This is a genomic window from Aquimarina intermedia (assembly GCF_008124785.1).
Taxonomy (GTDB): Bacteria; Bacteroidota; Bacteroidia; order Flavobacteriales; family Flavobacteriaceae; genus Aquimarina; species Aquimarina intermedia.
This window is the reverse complement of record NZ_VNHU01000012.1, coordinates 1-19,247: the sequence shown is the minus strand read 5'-3', so window position 1 is coordinate 19,247 and position 19,247 is coordinate 1. Positions and strand designations below refer to the sequence as shown.

The following is a 19,247-nucleotide window of genomic DNA, read 5'->3' as shown; positions in this document are numbered from 1 at the left end:
AGTTCCATCATGTAATTATACGTATTTTAGACTTAATTAAAGGCATTCAGAACATGACAGATTTAATATTTCACTCACTACACAATGATTTAAAAACGGCAACAAAACAGAATGGTCATCCTTTTCGGTATTTTACCTTGGCTACCAATGACTCTCAAAACATTCCGCATCTGCGTACCGTGGTTTTACGCGACCTCGATGCTGATTTGAATTTTTATGTGTATACTGATAAACGCTCTGAAAAAATAAACCATATAAAAACCAATAAAAAAGTAAGTCTTCTTTTTCTTGATCAAAATCGTTTGATACAGTTATCTGTCGTGGCGTCTGCTCAAATGATAACCGATCCTGTCACAATCAATAAAATATGGAAACAAATTCCTGATCGTTCCAAACAAGACTATACAACACAACAAGCTCCCGGAGATGCACTGACAAATCCTGATGATGTCGATTATCTGGAAGGAAAACATTTTTTTACTGCTTTAAAAATTACACCAATACAAATTGAATATTTACGTTTGAAACGTCCAAATCATATTCGTATTCAATTTCAGTCAAGTAATAAAAACTGGAAGGGCACCTTTATCACCCCTTGATAGAAAACATTCTACTATTTTGTAGTAACGATATCAAATTTTAAACTTAGAGGATCCAACGTTTGCAGAAGCAGGTCAATAAGTTCTTCTCCGTATTCTAAATAAAATTCAGAAAAATTTGCGGTTCTTTCTTGTAAACTTTGCTGCGGAAAAAGATCATTTTGTAGCTTAGTTACACGCTTTACATGATCTTTTAATTTTAGTCGCTGTGCTTTTAGTAAACGTCTTTCTAATGTATCTAAACCTTTTAATTGCTTCACCTCCTGAGCTTTCACAGCATTTAGGAAGGAAGCATCAGTCTGCGCAGCTAATTCATACAAGTCCGAAAATTGATTCTTAAGATGATTTCGTTGCGATGTGAAGTCAATTTCGATATTTGATACCTGACGGACTTTTTTATTAATTAATTCATGAGATTTCAAAAACAAATCTTTATCTGAAATATTCAGTTTAGCTTGTTTATCCGCTTGTTTTTGATTTTTTAGCAGCACGGAATTTCTTAACAAAAGTATTGGAAATGGAATGTCCACTGCATTAAAATAAGCTTTCAACTCCAACCAATAGGCTAATTCTCCTCCTCCACCAATATAACATAGGTTAGGTAAAATTACTTCCTGATATAACGGACGCATCATAACATTCGGGCTAAAACGTTCAGGATACTCAGTTAGCTCTTCTAAAATTTCGCTCTCGCTCCATTCCATAGCTGTATCATTGACATAATATCTCCCTCCCCTTTTGATGATACGTTCCCTTAATCCTTGATCCAGATAGAAAAGATTAATTTCTCTGGGATTTACTTGTACAGGATACCCTAAATCTTCCAATGCATTTGCCGAAGGCAGAATTGTTTTGTGACTTATTTGATTGAGAAGTTCCTCTTTAACAAACGGAACAAAAAGTTGTTTTAAACTTTTATCATCACCATCAACTATTACTAGACCTGAATCTCCGAATAAGGCATTAGCCAAATAGCGTGTAGCATCTGTTAAGGTATTATGTTTCAAATACGCTTCAGCAAACAACGATTTTAATTTTTCTGCGTTGTCACCCAGTCCTACCTCAGCTGAGAATATTTCCAAAACCTTATCAAGCCCTTTTGTGTCTAACTGCCCAACAGCTCCCCCGGACTGCTTATTCCACCGTAATTTTTTACCTTTAAAATTAAAAAAATTAATTTCGTCAAAATCATGATCTTCTGTGGCCATCCAATACACCGGAATAAAATGCTGATTTGGATACGTTGCTTTTAATTGTTTTGCCAAATTAATCGCCGAGACAATTTTATATAAGAAATATAAGGGTCCGGTAAAAAGGTTGAGTTGATGTCCTGTGGTAACTGTAAAAGTTGTGTCCTTAAGTAAAAGCTGGATGTTGTGTTCTGTAACCTTTGATATTTGAGTCCTTGTGTACTGTTTCTCCAACGCTGCAACTAAGGTCGCTCTTGTAGGTTTTGAAAAACTTTGTTGCTTCTCGACAATTTGCTCAGAAAACTGATTGATTTCAGGATACCGATTATATAATGATTTTAACTCACTTTTTTGATCCAAATAATCCTGAATCAGGGAAGAAAAATAACCCGTATCACTAAATGGAATACAGTCACTAGGCATACATATTTTTTTGATGCTAAGATACATCAGATTGTTAACTCAAATCTTAATTTTACGTTAATACCATAAATCAGAAGACCCTCTTCACGGGTGATACACTGTATAATTCCTCTAGCAAACACGCAAACATACTATGCAGTGTAAAAATTATCCATAAATTTAGGGCTTTAATCAAGAAATTAATCTTTAAATCAATGAAGCAAACATTTTTCATCTTACTTCTTATAACCTCAGTAGGCTTAACATCCGCACAAACTATCATTCCATCCCCAGAGAAGTTTCTTGGCTACCAAATTGGTGAACAATTTACACGACATGCTGATGTTGTACGCTATTTTGAGACAGTCGCAAATGCTTCAGCCATGGTAACATACTCGACTTATGGTAAAACCAATGAACGAAGACCTCTAACTTACGCTGTTATTTCTTCCGAAGAAAACTTAAAAAATATTGAATCCATTCGCCAAAATAATCTAAAGAATATTGATGTAGCTAAGGACTCTCCTGCTCCAGAAGTAGCAATTGTTTGGCTGAGCTATAACGTTCATGGGAACGAGGCTTCGAGTACCGAAGCTGCCATGCAAACATTGTACACCTTAATCACCGAAAAAAAAGATTGGCTGCAAAACACAGTTATTATCATGGACCCTTGTGTCAATCCTGATGGTCGTGACAGATATGTAAATTGGTATAATCAAACCAAGGCAACTCCCTATAATATTGATCAAAATGCTACAGAACATAATGAGCCTTGGCCGGGGGGACGCCCTAATCATTACTTGTTTGATTTAAATAGAGACTGGGCATGGGGAACACAGGTTGAAACCCAACAACGACTTAAGATATATAATCAGTGGATGCCTCATATCCATGTAGATTTTCATGAACAAGGCATTAATGAACCTTATTATTTTGCTCCAGCGGCAGAACCGTTTCATGAAATTATCACTCCCTGGCAACGCGATTTTCAAACACAAATAGGAAAAAATCACGCTAAATACTTTGATAAGGAAGGTTGGCTTTATTTTACCAGAGAACGCTTTGATTTACTGTATCCCAGTTATGGTGATACATACCCGACGTTTATGGGTGCTATTGGCATGACTTATGAGCAAGCCGGACACGGACGTGCCGGTCTAGGAATCCAAACGGACGAAGGTTATGTGTTAACCCTTAAGGACAGAGCTGCGCATCACACAACTACTGGCTTATCAACAATAGAGATCGCCTCTCAAAATGCAGCAAAACTTAATGATGAGTTCAGAAACTTTTTTACTCCCTCAGTTAGCACCTATAAAAGCTATGTGTTACAAGGTAATCAAGACAAAATTAATTCGCTTATTGAACTTTTAGAAATGCATGATATTCGCTATGGATTTACCTCGGATTCATCTATCAAAGGATTTGATTTTACGACAACTAAAACGACTAATTTCAAAGCATCAAATGCATTAGTTGTAAGCACCAACCAGCCGAAAGGGGCTATCGTGACTGTGTTATTTGAACCAAAAACTGAAGTTAGTGACCCCTTAACATACGATATCACGGCTTGGGGGATTCCATATGTCTATGGATTGAATGCTATTGCTTCAAAAACACTTATCACATCAGATGCCGATCAAAACATAAGCCAACTAACGAATACCATAAGTCCTGATGGAGCCGGATATATCGCCAAATGGAACAGTCTTAAGGATGCTGCGTTTATGGCCGATTTATTAAAGCAGGGCATTAAAGTGCGATTTAGCGAAAAGGATTTTACAAATAGTACCGAGAATTTTAAAAAGGGAAGTTTGATCATTAGTAAAAGTGATAATCGTACGATTACTAATTATGATGATATCCTTGTTCGAATAGCCAATACGCATGGTAGAAAAATTTATCCTGCAGCTTCAGGCTTTGCAAAAACAGGGGTTGATTTTGGCTCTCCAGAAGTAAAGTTAATCAATAATCAAAAAATTGCTATTTTGAAAGGAGACTACACCTCCTCTCTTAGTTATGGTGAATTATGGCATTTCTTTGAACAGACGCTTAAGTTTCCTATCACATCAATAGATACAGATTATTTTAAAAATATCGACTTAAGCACCTATGATGTTTTAATTCTTCCTAACGGTTATTATTCAAGCTATTTGAATACAAAAGCTTTAGATAAGTTAAAATCTTGGATTGCAGCTGGCGGAAAAGTAATCGCTATCGGTAATGCGGTTGCTTCCTTTGTAGACAAAGAGGGATTTGATCTGAAGAAAAATAAACCGGATGAAAAAGATAAAGACTCTCTGGGAAATCTAATTGCTTATGACCAAAGAGAACGAGAAAGTGTTAAAAACTTTGTAACAGGAACAGTTTTTAAGACCAACGTTGATGCCTCCCATCCAATGGCTTTTGGTTATGGTGATCATTATTTCAGTTTAAAACTGGGTGCTGACTCATACAAATTGTTACAAAAGGGGTACAATATAGCTTACATCGATACTCCAGAAGCAATCTCAGGTTTTGCCGGAGAAGATGCACTTGATGCTCTACAAAATTCCTTGGTTATGGGAGAAGCGCGTATAGGTAAAGGTAGTATCATATATATGGTCGATAATCCTATGTTTAGGTCCTTTTGGGAAAATGGCAAACTATTTCTGGTAAATGCTATATTTTTTACCAACTCAAATAAATTTAGAATCTAATTTTTCAATCATGAATATCAAAAATAAAATAACTAAAAAAGCAACCTTCGGGTTAATCGTAGCATTGACCATAAGCAGTTGTGCCGAAAAAAATGAAAACGTGGAAACCGAAACGAAAAACGAAACATCCAATGTGTTGTTGCAAGAGTGGACCGGACCTTACGGTGGTGTTCCTGCCTTTGACAAAATGCGCATAGCTGATGCACAAGCGGCCATAGAAAAAGGGATGGAGCAAAGCCTCGCGGAAATTGATGCAATCGCCTCTAATCCAGCCCCACCGACTTTTGAGAATACTATAGAGGCTATGGAGAAATCGGGTAAAACACTAGATCGTGCTTTTACGTATTATGGGATATGGAGTAGCAATATGTCTTCGCCTGAGTTTAGAGAGATTCAGCAAGATCTGGCTCCTAAAATCTCTGAATTTCGCTCAAAAGTATCTCAAAATGAGCAATTATTCGAACGTGTTAAAACTGTATACGAATCCTCTTTAAAAGATTCACTTCCCGCCGATCAACAAAGAGTTGTACAACTAGTATATGAGAATTTTGCGATGGAAGGCGCTGCGCTCGATGAAGAAAAAAAGAAACGCTATGCAGCGATCAACAAAGAACTTTCAAAATTATATACAGAATTTTCCAATAATGTGTTAGCTGATGAAGAAGGATATGTTACTTTATTAGAAAAAGATCAATTAGGCGGATTATCCGATGGATTGATAAAGGCCTATGCAAAAGCTGCTGAAGATCGCGGCCACACAGGTAAATATGCAATTACCAACACCCGTTCTTCTATGGATCCTTTTTTAACGTATTCTACGGAACGGGATTTACGTGAAAAAGTTTGGAAAACCTATTACTCAAGAGGAGATAATGGGGATGATCATGATAATAATGAAATCATAGCAAAAATTCTAAAACTTCGTAAAGAACGTGTTGGGTTACTTGGCTATGATAACTATGCACAGTGGAGATTACAAAATCGTATGGCAAAAACACCGGAAAACGCCATGGAATTAATGAATGCAGTTTGGCCTGCTGCCATAGCGAGGGTTAAAGAGGAAGTTAAGGACATGCAAGCTGTTGCCAATTCAAGTAAAGATAATATTACTATCGAACCTTGGGATTACCGCTACTATGCAGAGAAAGTTAGAAAAAAGAAATATGATCTGGATTCTGATGAAGTAAAACAATACCTACAACTTGATAAATTAACAGAGGCTATGTTTTTTGTAGCGGGCGAGTTGTTCAACTTTAATTTTGCTCCGCTGGAGAAAGGTAAAGTACCCGTATTTCACGAAGATGTAAATGTTTGGGAGGTTACTGACAAAACCAGCGGCAAAGTAATCGGTTTATGGTATTTGGACCCCTATGCTCGACCAGGCAAACGTTCTGGTGCCTGGGCAACTACTTATAGAAGTTATACCAGTTTTGAAGGCGAAAAAACGGTACTTGCATCCAATAATTCAAACTTTGTGAAACCCGCTCCGGGAGAACCGTTACTTGTATCTTGGGATGACGCCACTACTTTTTTCCATGAATTTGGTCATGCGCTACACTTTTTTGCATCCAATGTAAAATATCCGACACTTAATGGCGGCGTACGTGATTACACAGAATTTCAATCACAATTATTAGAACGATGGTTGTCTACTGATAAGGTAATCAACACCTACCTTGTTCATCAAGAAACCGGAGAGCCTATGCCAAAAGAATTGGTTCAAAAAATTAAAAACGCTTCAACCTTTAATCAGGGATTCGGTACGACAGAGTATCTGGCCTCTGCCTTAATCGATATGAAACTACATTTGGCAGATCCTGAAAAAATTGATGTGGATGCGTTTGAAAGAGAAACATTAGCCGCAATGAAGATGCCTAAAGAATTGGTTATGCGTCATCGTACACCACATTTTGGTCACGTATTTTCAGGTGAAGGCTATGCTACAGCATATTACGGCTATATGTGGGCAGATGTTTTAACTGCTGATGCTGCTGAAGCTTTTGCTGAAGCTCCAGATGGGTTTTATGATAAAGAAGTAGCTGCAAAATTGGTAAACTATTTATTCGCACCACGTAATGCCATGGATCCGGCAGAGGCGTATCGAAAATTTAGAGGTCGTGATGCCAACATCGAAGCTTTAATGCGCGATCGAGGTTTCCCGATACCTAAGAAATAATTAATTTTTAAATAATCATTGCAACTCCCCTAAGTTAAATCTTTCGGGAGTTTTTTTATTTGATTTTCAACATACTCCCATAATGTGACAGAACCCTTTTTAATTGGCTGTAACTTATCTAATACCGTAGCTAGATCAATTTCAAACTTTGCCCAGGTACCGCCATTATTACTTAGATTTTGTAACGCAGGATGTAACCTATCGATCGCTTTTGCAAATCGAGCATCGTTGGTTTCTCCTTCTTCAAATTCTATCCAAAGATTGATAAATTCGGTAGCCTGATCTTTAGGCAATAACCTGAAAATGCGTTGCGCCGCCAGCATTTCTTTTTCTGTATTGTTATGATCTTTCTGTGTATCAAAAAGAAAGATATCACCGGCATCAATTTCTACCAAATCATGTATTAACACCATTTTTAAAACCCGTGCAACATCTATTGAGTGATCCGCATGTTCCGTCAAAACCAACGCCATCATAGCTAAATGCCAGCTGTGCTCTGCATCGTTTTCGCGTCGATCACTTTTGAATAAGGAGGATTGTCGTACGATAGTTTTCAGTTTATCAATTTCAAAAATAAAGTGTAGTTGTTGATGAAGTCTTTGATAGGACATTTTCTATAAATTTTAGACCACAAAAAAAGATATAAGAAATTTATATCTATAGGACATTTGTCCGAGAGGTCATTATCTTTGTTGTATGATTCAATCTAATGCGACGCTTCTCGAGTATATTAGTAAACCGCCTTTTCTAAAAAAGTGGCGTACCATCACGCAAACGCGATATGAACCTTCAGCTGTGATTATAGATCAACAATCCAGATCTAATTCGGTATATATTATTAAAAGAGGTATGACAAAATGCTTTTTGACCGAGGATACCGGCATTGATTTTATTCAGGAGTTTTTTGGCGCCGGTGAACTTTTTGGAGAAGTAGAATTTTTCACCCAATCCACAAATTTTTGTTCGGTAGTCACAGTAAGCGAAACAGAAGTTTTTAAATTTGAAAATAACCTCTTCAAGTCACTCTTAGATACCGATCGTCAATTTAATTTTTTAGTTATGCAGGCTTTGGCCAGCAAAGTAAAATACAAAGCGATTCGGCATGCCTATAATCAATCACATCGTATCGACGACAAAGTGTTGAGGCTCAAAAAAGAATATCCCTTATTATTTGATAAACTTCTGAAAAAAGATATCGCAAATTATCTAGGTATAACTATACGGAGTTTAAATCGCACGTTGAATATGCTTGATACAAATTATACCATAAGTAGCTCATGAATCGTACCCGAACGGCGATAAGAACAACCTATTACAGCTTAGCCACTAACCTTGTCCTAGCAGTAATCAAAGGACTTGCCGGATTCTTTGGTAATTCGTATGCTTTAATTGCTGACGCCATCGAATCTACAACCGATGTCTTTTCATCCCTGCTTGTATTGTTCGGTTTAACCTATGCTAAACGACCTGCTGACAAAAACCACCCCTATGGACATGGTAAAATTGAACCTTTAATCACCTTTATAGTCGTTGCATTTTTAGTCACTTCTGCTACCGTCATAGCCTATGAGAGTATTCAAAACATCCAAACGCCACACGAACTCCCACAGCCATGGACGCTTTTGGTATTAGGCGCTATTATTGTATGGAAGGAACTCTCGTATCGCATTGTAATCAAAAAAAGTAAGCAAACTCATAGTTCCGTTTTAAGAGCAGAAGCCTGGCACCATCGCAGTGATGCTATCACCTCAATTACGGCATTTATAGGAATCAGTATCGCCTTATTTTTAGGAAAAGGATTTGAAACGGCCGATGATTGGGCGGCTTTATTTGCGTCAGGGTTTATTTTATATAACAGTTATCTTATTTTTAGACCTGCTTTAGGCGAAATAATGGACGAACATCGCTATGATGATTTAATGCTTCAAATTAGAAAGATCTCTCTTGAAGTTGAAGGTATTAAAGGCACCGAGAAATGTTATATCCGGAAGGCAGGCATGTATTACCATATTGATTTGCACGCACGAGTAGACGGAAACATATCGGTGACCGAAGGCCACGACTTGGCTCATCAATTACAAGATAGGTTAAAGCAAAAGGTGTCGGGAATAGGTCATGTACTTATTCATATTGAACCGTATACTACATAACCTTCTTACCCATTACAGCTATAATCATTTGTTTATTCTTTTTGTTTTTGTAAATACAGTATATTTACCCGTAAAGTTTTCTTAATTCACACAAGTCCAATGTTAAATTCTGCTTCTCCTGCTATACAAACAGATATTGAAGCTATCGGGAATATTCCGATAGTTTCTAAGATGCTAGATGTTATTTGCCGAACCACGAATATGCGATTTGCAGCCATCGCTCGTGTTACCGATACACAGTGGATAACTTGTAGCAGTCGGGATGACATAAATTTTGGACTCACACCAGGAGATGAATTGGAGTTAGGTACTACTATATGTAATGAAATTCGACAGCATCACATGGCTGTTGTTATAGATCACGTTACAGAAGATTCGAATTTTTGCAATCATCATACTCCATTACAATATGGTTTTCAGAGTTATATTTCTTTTCCTATTTTTAGAAAAACCGGTGAATTCTTTGGGACGCTTTGTGCTATAGATCCCGAGCCTGCAAAGCTAGACAATCCAAAAATACGCGGTATGTTTGAGTTATACACAGACCTGATCGCATTTCATCTCCAAACCGTTGAACAACTAAAGATCACTACCCAACTACTCGAAGAGGAACGTAAAATAGCAGAACTACGAGAAACCTTTATTGCTATTTTAGGTCATGATCTACGCAATCCTGTAGGGACCACACGTATGTGTGCAGATATGATCTTATTGAATCCAACTCCGAAAGCAAGTATTAAAAACGCCAATATTATTAAAGCTACCTCCTATCGTATGCAGGGGCTTATTGATAACTTACTGGATTTTGCTAAGGGACATCTGGGTGACGGGATCAAATTGGACTTAACTACAGATCCCAAAGTTTTACACAACTCAATAGAACAAGTAATCGCAGAGATTAAGGCTATGGCGCCTGAGCGTTCATTTGATATTAAGTTGCAAATTCCTGAAAACATCTCTTGTGACGCTAATCGGGTTGCTCAATTGTTCTCAAACCTATTAGGAAATGCTATCGCTCATGGTTCGGTTGATCACCCTATTAAAACTGAAACCAAATTAGAAAACAAGTCTTTTAGTATCATGGTAACAAACGGTGGAAAAAAGATTTCGGATAGCGCTATGCAAAGTCTCTTTAAACCATTTTATTCTGAAAATACGGATGTCAATAAATCCGGCCTCGGTTTAGGGCTATATATTGCTTCAGAAATTGCAAAAGCACACCATGGGAAGCTAAAAGCCACATCTTCGAATAAACAGACCAACTTTACTTTCTCCATGCCACTCACAAAGTAATAAACTAATTGCGTTGTATATAGCTGTACTTTTAAAAGGAATGAAAAGTTAAGAAAATATTATTGTTGCTCACTGCTTTCTATTTAATAGCTACCTTTAGAAACTAGCTAAAAAAATAACAGCGTTTGATGATAACTACCGACTTAAGAGCCACCAATACCTATACAATAAGAGAAGCAAACCCTAACGAATATAATACTATTGGTGATTTACTGGTTATGGTGTATGATCAACTGGAAGGATTTCCCTCTGTAACCGAACAACCACAATACTATTCAATGCTTCGTAATATCGGTGAACTCACCCATAAACCCGGCGTAACCTTACTAACCGCTGTATCTCAGGACGATAAAATCGCCGGAGCTGTTATATATTTTAGAAATATGGCTGATTACGGATCTGGTGGAACCGCTGCACATGAGAAAAATGCAGCAGGTTTTCGGTTGTTAGCGGTGCACCCATCTCATAGAGGTTATGGGTTAGGAAAATTATTGACACAAGCGTGTATCGACAAAGCAAAAAAACAAGGTCATAACACTTTAGTCATTCACTCGACCAAGGCAATGCAATTGGCATGGGCCATGTACGAACGTATGGGATTTTTACGAGCCAATGATCTTGATTTCCTACAAGAAGAACTTCCTGTCTATGGATTTAGACTTCACCTTAAATAAATACACTTTATGAAAAACATCATTTTTGCCCTTACAGCTATATTCTTATTGGGATGTCAAAACAAGAAAGATGAAGAAAAAGTTATTATAGAACCCATAGCAACATTTACAGGCCAACAAGTAACTGGTGTGACAGTATCCACCATGGGCCGTATTTTCGCTAATTTTCCACGTTGGCGTAAAGGTGTAGCAAACTCAGTGGTTACTCTAAATAAAAATGGAGAACCATCCCCCTATCCTGATACTACCTGGAACAGTTGGGAGATCGGTCAAGAGGTAAGAGATTCTGTCTTTATCGGTGTACAATCCGTGATCGCTCACGAGAATTCTTTATATGTTTTGGATACCCGTAATCCATTGTTTAAAGGAGTAGTTGATGCGCCAAGACTTTTTGTTTTTGATTTAACTACTAATGCGCTTTCCAATATTTTCATTCTGGACAGTACAACCTACCATCCTAATTCATATATTAATGATTTAAGAGTCGATGCTCCTAATCATACAATTTATATGACTGATTCTGGCAAAGGTGGTTTGGTAATTTTAGATACACAAACCGGAACAAGCAGACGTATGTTGAACGATCATGTTTCGACGACTGCTGAAACCGATCACTTAACCATTGATAATAAACGCTGGGAAAATACTGTACATTCTGATGGTATTGCCTTAGACCTACAAAACAACCTATTATATTACCATAGCCTAACAGGTTATACCTTGTATGCTATACCTACAAATATATTACGTAATGGTACAAACGATGAAGCAATTGCCGCGGTTCGTACAATAGCCAAAACTTCAGCGCCCGATGGTATGATTATGGATGGTTCTGGCACGCTATATTATGGGGATCTAGAACATCATAAAATCAATTACTTGGACAAAGAAGGTACCCAGCACACACTACATCAAGGAGATCAGATCAACTGGCCCGATACCTTCAGTATTTATGACGGATACCTATACTATACAAATTCCAGAATTCATGAAGCACAAGGCGATATAGCATCTCTTGAGTTTAGTATTTATAAAATTCAAATTGAAAAATAATTGACAGTACAAATAGGTATATTTCATACCTACATTTTTAATACCTACCTTTGGGAGATATGATACAAAGAGTAACATTAGTTAGTATCTTTTTGCTAGTATCTATGCTGCTAATTATTATGTCTTCGTGTAATGACAATTATGAGGAGAGTGATATAGCGCCTATAGATTGGCAACATCGTTTGGTTACTAGTTTTCCAAACGATTCTTTACGAACAGGTACCACCTATCTTTCTGTATATTCTCAAATTTATAGTCTTACGCAGCATCGCAAGCATGACCTGACTGCGACAATAAGTTTACGCAACACAAGTATCTCTGACACACTGTATGTTGATAAAGCCACATACTACGATACACATGGTAAACTCATTCGATCCTACGTCACTTCCTCTATATTTATTTCGCCCCTAGAGACCGTGGAGATTGTAATTGATGAGATAGATAAAGCCGGAGGTACGGGTGCTAACTTTATCTTTGAATGGACTACCAAAAAAAATAGCACCGATCCACTTTTTGAAGGCGTAATGATCTCAACTTCGGGCCAACAAGGATTATCATTTACTACCCAAGGAAGAAGGATTAAGTAAAGTGAGGTGTTTCAAATGTATCCAGTTTTAAAAAAATCAGGATAGTCTATTCCCCGAATACCACAATTATCCGTAACTTTCTACTACAGAATTAGTAATCACTAAAATTACAATAGTATGAATTTAGGAGCATTTTCTATTAGTCTAAGCGTTAAGGATCTTACAGTCTCAAAATCCTTTTATGAAAAGTTGGGTTTCACTGTTTTTGCCGGAGACCCTGCTAATAATTACCTCATCATGAAAAATGGAAATTCATTAATCGGACTCTTTCAAGGAATGTTTGAGGATAATATCCTCACCTTTAATCCAGGTTGGGATGAAGATGCTAATGCATTAGAAAACTTTGACGATGTTCGAAAAATTCAAAAACACTTAAAAACTAAGGATGTCACATTAGAAAGGGATGTTGATGAAACTTCTACAGGACCGGGTAGTATTGTTATTGTCGATCCGGATGGGAATCCGATTCTGATAGATCAGCACGTATAATTAGCTCAGCAAGTTTTATAGTAATGGTAGCCTGTTTATTATGGAAGTCAAATCATTAAAATTATATACTAGCCAACTCAAAGAGCAAACCGAATTTTATTCTGAAGTTATCGGCGTTGAGATCGTACACAAATCTGAAGCTTCAGTAACTTTCAACATCGGGAATTCTCATTTAATCTTTCAATTTGCTCAAAAAAGCACTCCGTATCATTTTGCTATCAACATTCCCGCGGATAAAACAAACGAAGCATTGCATTGGCTACAATCAAAAGTGATGATATTGACTGATGATGATGGAAATAAAATACAGGATTTTAGTAAATGGAATGCCAAAGCAATGTATTTTTACGATAAGGATCACAACATTGTTGAACTGATCGCCAGAAAAAATCTATCCAATCACGCACAGCAAACATTTAGTGCAGCATCACTGCTAGAAATTTCTGAAATCGGAGTACCATCAAATCACATTGAAACTCAATATAATTTTCTAAACGAACTTTGCGCAATAAAAATTTTTGATGGGAATTTTGACCATTTTTGTGCTATAGGTGATGATCACGGACTTTTTATTTGCATCAATAAGGAATATAAAAACTGGTTCCCTACAGGTGACAAAGCGTATGCCTCAGATTTTGAAATTTGCTTTAAAGAAAAAGAAATAATGTATAACCTAGCATATAAAAACATGAGGCTGCAAACAATGTAGAAAATAAATATTTTGATAATTTTCTAAAAGTTTGTCCCCTACTTGATCTTTACAAACGTCTACATAGTATAAACAATTTAATCTTTAATAATATGAAAGAATTTATGATGATTTTTGTCGGTCCGGATTATGCTGATTTAGGCTTATCTTAAGAAGAATTACAAAACAGAATGGGAAAATGGTTTGAATGGGGGAACAAAATGGAAAAAGCAGGGATCCTTCGTGGTGGTAATGCACTCATGCCAGATATACGGCGTGTGACAGGAAAGCAAAGAACAGTAACAGATCTCACCTCTGCCGAGGCGAAAGAGATTGTGGGAGGGTATTATATAGTAGAAGCCAAAGATGTTGATGCAGTTCAAGAGATTGCTCAGAACTTTCCCGATTATGATCTTAACGGGTCTGTAGAGATTCGTGAAGTTATGGTTTTTGATCACTAATGGAATCCAAAGTCATAGACCATCTCTTTCGCCATCATAGCGGAAAGATGGTTTCTGTACTTACACGTATTTTTGGGTTAGCACATCTCGAGGTGATCGAAGATGCAGTACAGGATACTTTTATACAAGCCAGTATTTCTTGGCGACATAAACAACCGGATAACCCCGAGGCATGGTTAACACAGGCAGCAAAAAATCGAGTGCTCGATATTTTCAGAAAACTTAAGTCCTAGAAAAAACATATACCTCTTATTCAACAAGGAATTTCTGGGATTGCAATCAATGAATTATTTTTGGATACTGAAATTGAAGATGCTCAGCTACGTATGATATTCACGGCCTGTCATCCCGATTTGGATCCCAGAGATCGTATTGCCTTTGCTTTAAAAACTGTATCGGGTTTCAGTAGCAAAGAAATTGCCTCTGCCCTACTTACCAAAGAAGAAACTGTAAAGAAGCGACTAAGTCGAGCGCGCAAAGCCATCCTCCATTCCAATTTGACATTTGATATTCCGCAAGGCAAAGCTTTACCTTTTCGCTTAGAGACCGTAATGCAGGTCATATATCTTATTTTTAAAGAAGGCTTTCATTCTAATAAAAAAGAAATCTTGATACGAGAAGAATTATGTGGTGAAGCTATGCGTTTATGTCAAATCCTTCTAAAAAACAAAAATATACGAACCTCTGAGGTATATGCTCTTTTTGCTTTATTCTGTTTTCATGCAGCGCGCTTGTCAAGTAAATTGAGCGTTACTAATGAATTGTTGGATTTAGAACATCAAGATCGTAGCACTTGGCATTTTCCATTAATATCTTTAGGAAATTCCATCATGAATAAAGCAGTCGATACTGACGAGTTTTCTTGCTACCATTACGAAGCGGCCATCGCTGCAGAGCATTTACAAGCTAAAAGTTTTGAAGAAACAAATTGGAATACTATACTGCAATGGTATCAACAATTTTATGTGATACAACCAATGCCTTCACATAAGCTAACAATGGCTGTGGTATGTTTACAAAAAAATGACTTGGCACAAGCAAAACGATATTTAGTTCAGCTCGAACCTCATGATTTAGAACAGCGTAGTCGCCTATATTATGGTATCCTATCGGCCTATTACACTGCCAAGAAGAATTATATGAAAGGATTGTACTATATAGATCTGGCATTGGATACTGTTAACAATACACTAGAAAAAGAGTATTTACAAAAAAAGAAAGATTCGTTATTAAAGGAAAAATGTTTGAATGATTAAATTATAATTTTTTATTTAAATACTAGCTTAAATCTAATATCAACTAGTCCTGCGGTTTGAAGAAAATTTAGAATCATTGGAGTAGAAAAGAAGCTAATTATACATGTTTATCAAATTTATCTTATTTTAGCGCTCATAACCAACTCTTTAATTACACATATAATGAAAATCTTATATAAAAGTCGCTTGTTGCGTAATAATCTCGTAACAGGTGTTTTTTTTACACTATTGGGCATGATTGGATTCGCACTACATACCAGTAACCTGTTCTCATCATACCTAGTTGTTATGGGCGTTATCTATATCATCGTATACGCGGTGATGAAATCAAAAGGCTATGTAAGTATTGAAAATGGCGTTTTCACTAAAAACACAGGATTCTTTAAACAGATTAATGTAAAAGACATACAGAAAGTTATGATGTTTAAAGACAGCTATCGTATAGACTCTCCCAAAAAAACAATCACATTGTATAAAAGTTCAATTCACCATAACTCAGAATTGGTATTGCTGGATTTTTTTAAGCAGTTACAACTTGCTCCCAACGAACATGTGTTGAAAAAAGTAGGTTAAGGGGATTTGCATTCTTTTTTGATTGAGCAAAAGGCTGAACTTTAATCTTTCCTTTACAAAATACTTTTAGAGATTCTGTATCTTCGAGAAAAAAGTATTTTATGGACACAGTAGTGCATAAGGCAGACGCAAGAGGAACTGCTAACCACAGTTGGCTACAATCCTTTCATTCTTTTAGTTTTGCTAATTTTCACGATCCTTCCCGCATGAATTTTGGTGCATTACGAGTTCTTAATGATGACACCGTTGCTGCCGGCATGGGTTTCGGAAAACATCGACATGAGGACATGGAAATTATATCCATACCTTTATCAGGTGATCTTGAGCACAAGGATAGTATGAACAACACCACTGTTATAAAAGAAGGTGATATTCAGGTCATGAGTGCCGGTAGCGGCGTGTACCATAGTGAATATAACAAAAGTAAAAACAGCAAAGTCCAATTTTTGCAGATTTGGATACTCCCTAAAGAACGCGGCGTAACACCTCGTTACGACCAATTTACGTTGCCTGAAGAGGCATTAAAAAATAACTGGTATCAAATAGTGTCACCGAATAAGGAGGATCAAGGTGTTTGGATTCACCAAGATGCTTGGTTTTCAATCGCAGAGTTCGATCCCGGATTAGAAAAAGACTATAGGTTACATGATTCAAAAAATGGTGTATATCTATTTATCTTAGAAGGCGATATTATGTGCAATGATCGCGCTCTACATCATCGAGATGCTATTGGCCTATGGAACACGGACCAGGTTACCATAGAAACCATCAAACAATCAAAAATATTACTTATCGAAGTACCCATGAGTTTTTAGGAGATTAAAAATTTGGTTTAACAGAAACTACGTATATCACAAAAGATTAAATTAATGTTAATTATTTAAAATACAGGCATTTTTTTGCATTTCTATTTTCGTAACATTTCCACTAAAAACTTAACAAGATCTAAGGAAGCGTAGGTCAAATTGACTAAATTCTTAAGAAGCAATTCTTTTATATAAAAACAAAATAATGTGTCATATATGGCGCTAAAAATATAAACCAAAAGAGATTTAAAAACTATGATTTTACAAGGTTAATTTTAGCTACTTTTGCGCTCGAATTAGGTGATAAAAAAATATAGTGTTCTCTTTTATAATGAATTAGCCAAAATTCCATTAAAAAAATAACACAATTAAAAGGAGCTCTTAAAAAGAGTTCCTTTTTTGATTTCATGGGTTAAACTGTCCTCATAAAATTTACGTATCTTAGTATTAAATCTCCTCCTTATGCTTCGGTTCACCGCATACTTAGTTTTTCTATTAATTAGTAACGCATCCTTTTCACAAGAGACAAGTATACAAAAGGAACGTCAGTTTGACTTTTGGATTGGAGATTGGGAGGTGTATACTTTTCAAACAGATAGCTTAGTGGGTAAAAGCAAGATCACTTCTATTCTAAATGGTAAGGGAATCAAAGAAGAATATGCATCGATTAATACTAGCTATCAAGGAACCAGTTTAAATACCTATAATTCAAAACGAGAGCATTGGGAACAGTATTATATTGATATTACTGGATTAGTGCTACATCTGTATGGTGGTTTTAAAGAGAATACAATGTGCTTAATGAATCAAGTTGTTATGGAAGAAGGTATGTTACTCAATCGAATCACTTGGCAACCATTAGATCATGAAGAGGTGCGACAGCGATGGACACAAAGCAGTGATAATGGTAAAACATGGATTGTAATTTTTGATGGCAGGTATCGCAAGACACAACTTTAGCATTAAGCTTTGTCTACACTTTACCTATAGGCGGTATATAGCACAATAATGCCTTCATTATGTATATCTGTTGGTCGCACATTATTGCCTGTGTTGGTAATTACTCCATTGGTGTAGTTTACAGCTATCTGAAAACCGTTTGCCGTAAAACTTGTAACCGTCCCCGTAATTTTACCAAGTAAGTCGCCATTTTGATCTCCATAACGCAATCCTATAGCATTTGAGTTTGAGGCAAATCGAGAAATATCATTGATTGAGTTTCCATGACCCCCCACATAGATTACCTGTTGGGTAATAGAACCACCATTATTCCTGGCAAATCCATCCATAGATCCATAAGAATTACGGATTCCACGGTCATTATTTGTTAGATTATCTGAATCCAAATTAAATGTTTCCACATTAGCATGCGCTCTAAAGGTAACCGAGGAAGGCTGAAAAGGAATTCCTGTAACATTTATCGTTCCAGCAGATGAAATTTGGAGCGCGCCAACATATACATTGCCAGCAGTAAGAATTTCTTGCCAACTACCATTGTTATATTGAAGCATTCTTTTTACAGTAGTGTCGTAGGCAATAGCTCCTTCTTGTGCTGTTGTTATGGCATTGATCTCTGCGGTAGTTCCTGCAGGCAATCCCATTACAGAATTGGCGTCTAGCTGTGCTATTATATGATTAATAGTTAGAAAAAATAAGAAAAATAAGCCTGTTCTAAAATTCATGAGGTACGCGAGGGTAATTTTGTTTTTAATATGACCATTCGATGATTCTACTATAATAATATTTTTTTAGCTTTATTTTGACCAAGAAAAAAAACAATAGAAGATTAACGAAAAATACTAGTACATAACAAATATATGGAAATTTCTAAAACTTACGTTAAAAACCCATGTATACCATTGTTATTCCGTATTTTAAAACTACATCAACTTGTTAAATATCTTTCTATATACTATAACGAATGAGACTTTTACGAGATGCTTAAAATTTTGTTAAAACATAAACAATAGCTTTTAGGATCAAAAAAAAACCGACACAATATGAAGTGCCCCCAAAAAGTTAGACACTATTTGGGGGTATTTTATGAGTATAAAAATCAAACATTCCAAAGATTTTAAATTTAAAGCAGTACAAAAGGTTTTAAGGAATAATTTAAGTATTACTGCTGTTAGTGATGAATTAGTTCTC

The 19,247-nt window shown here is 36.4% G+C and carries 20 protein-coding genes; 17 read left to right on the top strand and 3 right to left on the bottom strand.

Features of this window, described 5'->3' with window-relative positions; genetic code table 11:
- Positions 1–53: 53 nt before the first annotated feature.
- Positions 54–599, top strand: coding sequence for a pyridoxamine 5'-phosphate oxidase family protein (locus BD809_RS14240; protein ID WP_148783652.1), 546 nt, complete (start codon positions 54–56; stop codon positions 597–599).
- 14 nt (positions 600–613) lie between these two features.
- Here the strand turns inward: BD809_RS14240 and bshC are convergent, their stop codons facing one another.
- Positions 614–2,212 carry a bacillithiol biosynthesis cysteine-adding enzyme BshC gene (gene bshC / locus BD809_RS14235; RefSeq protein ID WP_148783651.1) on the bottom strand — a complete coding sequence of 533 codons (1,599 nt, stop codon included), beginning with the start codon at positions 2,210–2,212 and terminating at the stop codon, positions 614–616.
- 194 nt (positions 2,213–2,406) lie between these two features.
- Between bshC and BD809_RS14230 the strand changes: the two genes are divergently transcribed.
- Together BD809_RS14230 and BD809_RS14225 are read left to right on the top strand one after the other, a co-directional pair.
- Positions 2,407–4,890 (top strand): M14 family metallopeptidase, encoded by a 2,484-nt coding sequence (locus tag BD809_RS14230; RefSeq protein WP_148783650.1) that lies wholly within the window; start codon positions 2,407–2,409, stop codon positions 4,888–4,890.
- Positions 4,891–4,900: 10 nt separating this feature from the next.
- A complete protein-coding gene (locus BD809_RS14225) occupies positions 4,901–7,066 on the top strand; it encodes a M3 family metallopeptidase (protein WP_148783649.1) in 2,166 nt (721 codons plus the stop codon).
- A 29-nt stretch (positions 7,067–7,095) separates the two neighbouring features.
- Here BD809_RS14225 and BD809_RS14220 read toward each other — a convergent pair whose 3' ends face one another.
- Positions 7,096–7,677 (bottom strand): HD domain-containing protein, encoded by a 582-nt coding sequence (locus tag BD809_RS14220; RefSeq protein ID WP_148783648.1) that lies wholly within the window; start codon positions 7,675–7,677, stop codon positions 7,096–7,098.
- 85 nt (positions 7,678–7,762) lie between these two features.
- Here BD809_RS14220 and BD809_RS14215 point away from each other — a divergent pair, with 85 nt between their 5' ends.
- The 14 genes from BD809_RS14215 (at position 7,763) to BD809_RS14155 (ending at position 18,059) form a co-directional block, all read left to right on the top strand.
- Positions 7,763–8,347 carry a Crp/Fnr family transcriptional regulator gene (locus tag BD809_RS14215; protein ID WP_148783647.1) on the top strand — a complete coding sequence of 195 codons (585 nt, stop codon included), beginning with the start codon at positions 7,763–7,765 and terminating at the stop codon, positions 8,345–8,347.
- Positions 8,344–9,216, top strand: coding sequence for a cation diffusion facilitator family transporter (locus tag BD809_RS14210; protein ID WP_148783646.1), 873 nt, complete (start codon positions 8,344–8,346; stop codon positions 9,214–9,216). The genes BD809_RS14215 and BD809_RS14210 overlap by 4 nt, the downstream gene beginning before the upstream one ends.
- Before the next feature lie 99 nt (positions 9,217–9,315).
- Positions 9,316–10,509 (top strand): GAF domain-containing sensor histidine kinase, encoded by a 1,194-nt coding sequence (locus BD809_RS14205; RefSeq protein ID WP_148783645.1) that lies wholly within the window; start codon positions 9,316–9,318, stop codon positions 10,507–10,509.
- 128 nt (positions 10,510–10,637) lie between these two features.
- On the top strand, positions 10,638–11,183 hold the full coding sequence (locus BD809_RS14200; RefSeq protein WP_148783644.1) for a GNAT family N-acetyltransferase: 546 nt from the start codon (positions 10,638–10,640) through the stop codon (positions 11,181–11,183).
- A 9-nt stretch (positions 11,184–11,192) separates the two neighbouring features.
- On the top strand, positions 11,193–12,236 hold the full coding sequence (locus tag BD809_RS14195; RefSeq protein ID WP_148783643.1) for an L-dopachrome tautomerase-related protein: 1,044 nt from the start codon (positions 11,193–11,195) through the stop codon (positions 12,234–12,236).
- 59 nt (positions 12,237–12,295) lie between these two features.
- Positions 12,296–12,826, top strand: a complete 531-nt coding sequence (locus tag BD809_RS14190; RefSeq protein ID WP_246131549.1) for a DUF3124 domain-containing protein — start codon at positions 12,296–12,298, stop codon at positions 12,824–12,826.
- 117 nt (positions 12,827–12,943) lie between these two features.
- Positions 12,944–13,315 carry a VOC family protein gene (locus tag BD809_RS14185; protein WP_148783642.1) on the top strand — a complete coding sequence of 124 codons (372 nt, stop codon included), beginning with the start codon at positions 12,944–12,946 and terminating at the stop codon, positions 13,313–13,315.
- Positions 13,316–13,355: 40 nt separating this feature from the next.
- Entirely contained in the window at positions 13,356–14,024 is a 669-nt protein-coding gene (locus tag BD809_RS14180; RefSeq protein WP_148783641.1) for a VOC family protein, read from the top strand.
- 170 nt (positions 14,025–14,194) lie between these two features.
- A complete protein-coding gene (locus BD809_RS14175; protein ID WP_246131547.1) occupies positions 14,195–14,464 on the top strand; it encodes a YciI family protein in 270 nt (89 codons plus the stop codon).
- Positions 14,464–14,697, top strand: coding sequence for a sigma factor (locus BD809_RS15900; protein WP_246131546.1), 234 nt, complete (start codon positions 14,464–14,466; stop codon positions 14,695–14,697). Before BD809_RS14175 ends, BD809_RS15900 begins: the two co-directional genes overlap by 1 nt.
- Before the next feature lie 60 nt (positions 14,698–14,757).
- Positions 14,758–15,720 carry an RNA polymerase sigma factor gene (locus BD809_RS14170; protein WP_246131545.1) on the top strand — a complete coding sequence of 321 codons (963 nt, stop codon included), beginning with the start codon at positions 14,758–14,760 and terminating at the stop codon, positions 15,718–15,720.
- Between the two features lie 162 nt (positions 15,721–15,882).
- Entirely contained in the window at positions 15,883–16,293 is a 411-nt protein-coding gene (locus BD809_RS14165) for a hypothetical protein (protein WP_148783640.1), read from the top strand.
- Between the two features lie 101 nt (positions 16,294–16,394).
- Positions 16,395–17,108, top strand: a complete 714-nt coding sequence (locus tag BD809_RS14160; RefSeq protein WP_148783639.1) for a pirin family protein — start codon at positions 16,395–16,397, stop codon at positions 17,106–17,108.
- Positions 17,109–17,561: 453 nt separating this feature from the next.
- Complete coding sequence (locus BD809_RS14155) at positions 17,562–18,059, top strand: hypothetical protein (protein ID WP_148783638.1); 498 nt, start codon at positions 17,562–17,564, stop codon at positions 18,057–18,059.
- A gap of 20 nt (positions 18,060–18,079) precedes the next feature.
- Here BD809_RS14155 and BD809_RS14150 read toward each other — a convergent pair whose 3' ends face one another.
- The gene (locus BD809_RS14150) at positions 18,080–18,781 is read right to left on the bottom strand and encodes a hypothetical protein (RefSeq protein ID WP_148783637.1); all 702 of its coding nucleotides are present in this window, start codon (positions 18,779–18,781) and stop codon (positions 18,080–18,082) included.
- Between the last annotated feature and the right edge of the window lie 466 nt (positions 18,782–19,247).

Coding starts and splice junctions, on each gene's coding strand:
- BD809_RS14240 (WP_148783652.1), top strand. CDS start 54: ATGACAGATTTAATATTTCACTCACTACACAATGATTTAAAAACGGCA.
- bshC (WP_148783651.1), bottom strand. CDS start 2,212: ATGCCTAGTGACTGTATTCCATTTAGTGATACGGGTTATTTTTCTTCC.
- BD809_RS14230 (WP_148783650.1), top strand. CDS start 2,407: ATGAAGCAAACATTTTTCATCTTACTTCTTATAACCTCAGTAGGCTTA.
- BD809_RS14225 (WP_148783649.1), top strand. CDS start 4,901: ATGAATATCAAAAATAAAATAACTAAAAAAGCAACCTTCGGGTTAATC.
- BD809_RS14220 (WP_148783648.1), bottom strand. CDS start 7,677: ATGTCCTATCAAAGACTTCATCAACAACTACACTTTATTTTTGAAATT.
- BD809_RS14215 (WP_148783647.1), top strand. CDS start 7,763: ATGATTCAATCTAATGCGACGCTTCTCGAGTATATTAGTAAACCGCCT.
- BD809_RS14210 (WP_148783646.1), top strand. CDS start 8,344: ATGAATCGTACCCGAACGGCGATAAGAACAACCTATTACAGCTTAGCC.
- BD809_RS14205 (WP_148783645.1), top strand. CDS start 9,316: ATGTTAAATTCTGCTTCTCCTGCTATACAAACAGATATTGAAGCTATC.
- BD809_RS14200 (WP_148783644.1), top strand. CDS start 10,638: ATGATAACTACCGACTTAAGAGCCACCAATACCTATACAATAAGAGAA.
- BD809_RS14195 (WP_148783643.1), top strand. CDS start 11,193: ATGAAAAACATCATTTTTGCCCTTACAGCTATATTCTTATTGGGATGT.
- BD809_RS14190 (WP_246131549.1), top strand. CDS start 12,296: ATGATACAAAGAGTAACATTAGTTAGTATCTTTTTGCTAGTATCTATG.
- BD809_RS14185 (WP_148783642.1), top strand. CDS start 12,944: ATGAATTTAGGAGCATTTTCTATTAGTCTAAGCGTTAAGGATCTTACA.
- BD809_RS14180 (WP_148783641.1), top strand. CDS start 13,356: ATGGAAGTCAAATCATTAAAATTATATACTAGCCAACTCAAAGAGCAA.
- BD809_RS14175 (WP_246131547.1), top strand. CDS start 14,195: ATGGGAAAATGGTTTGAATGGGGGAACAAAATGGAAAAAGCAGGGATC.
- BD809_RS15900 (WP_246131546.1), top strand. CDS start 14,464: ATGGAATCCAAAGTCATAGACCATCTCTTTCGCCATCATAGCGGAAAG.
- BD809_RS14165 (WP_148783640.1), top strand. CDS start 15,883: ATGAAAATCTTATATAAAAGTCGCTTGTTGCGTAATAATCTCGTAACA.
- BD809_RS14160 (WP_148783639.1), top strand. CDS start 16,395: ATGGACACAGTAGTGCATAAGGCAGACGCAAGAGGAACTGCTAACCAC.
- BD809_RS14155 (WP_148783638.1), top strand. CDS start 17,562: ATGCTTCGGTTCACCGCATACTTAGTTTTTCTATTAATTAGTAACGCA.
- BD809_RS14150 (WP_148783637.1), bottom strand. CDS start 18,781: ATGAATTTTAGAACAGGCTTATTTTTCTTATTTTTTCTAACTATTAAT.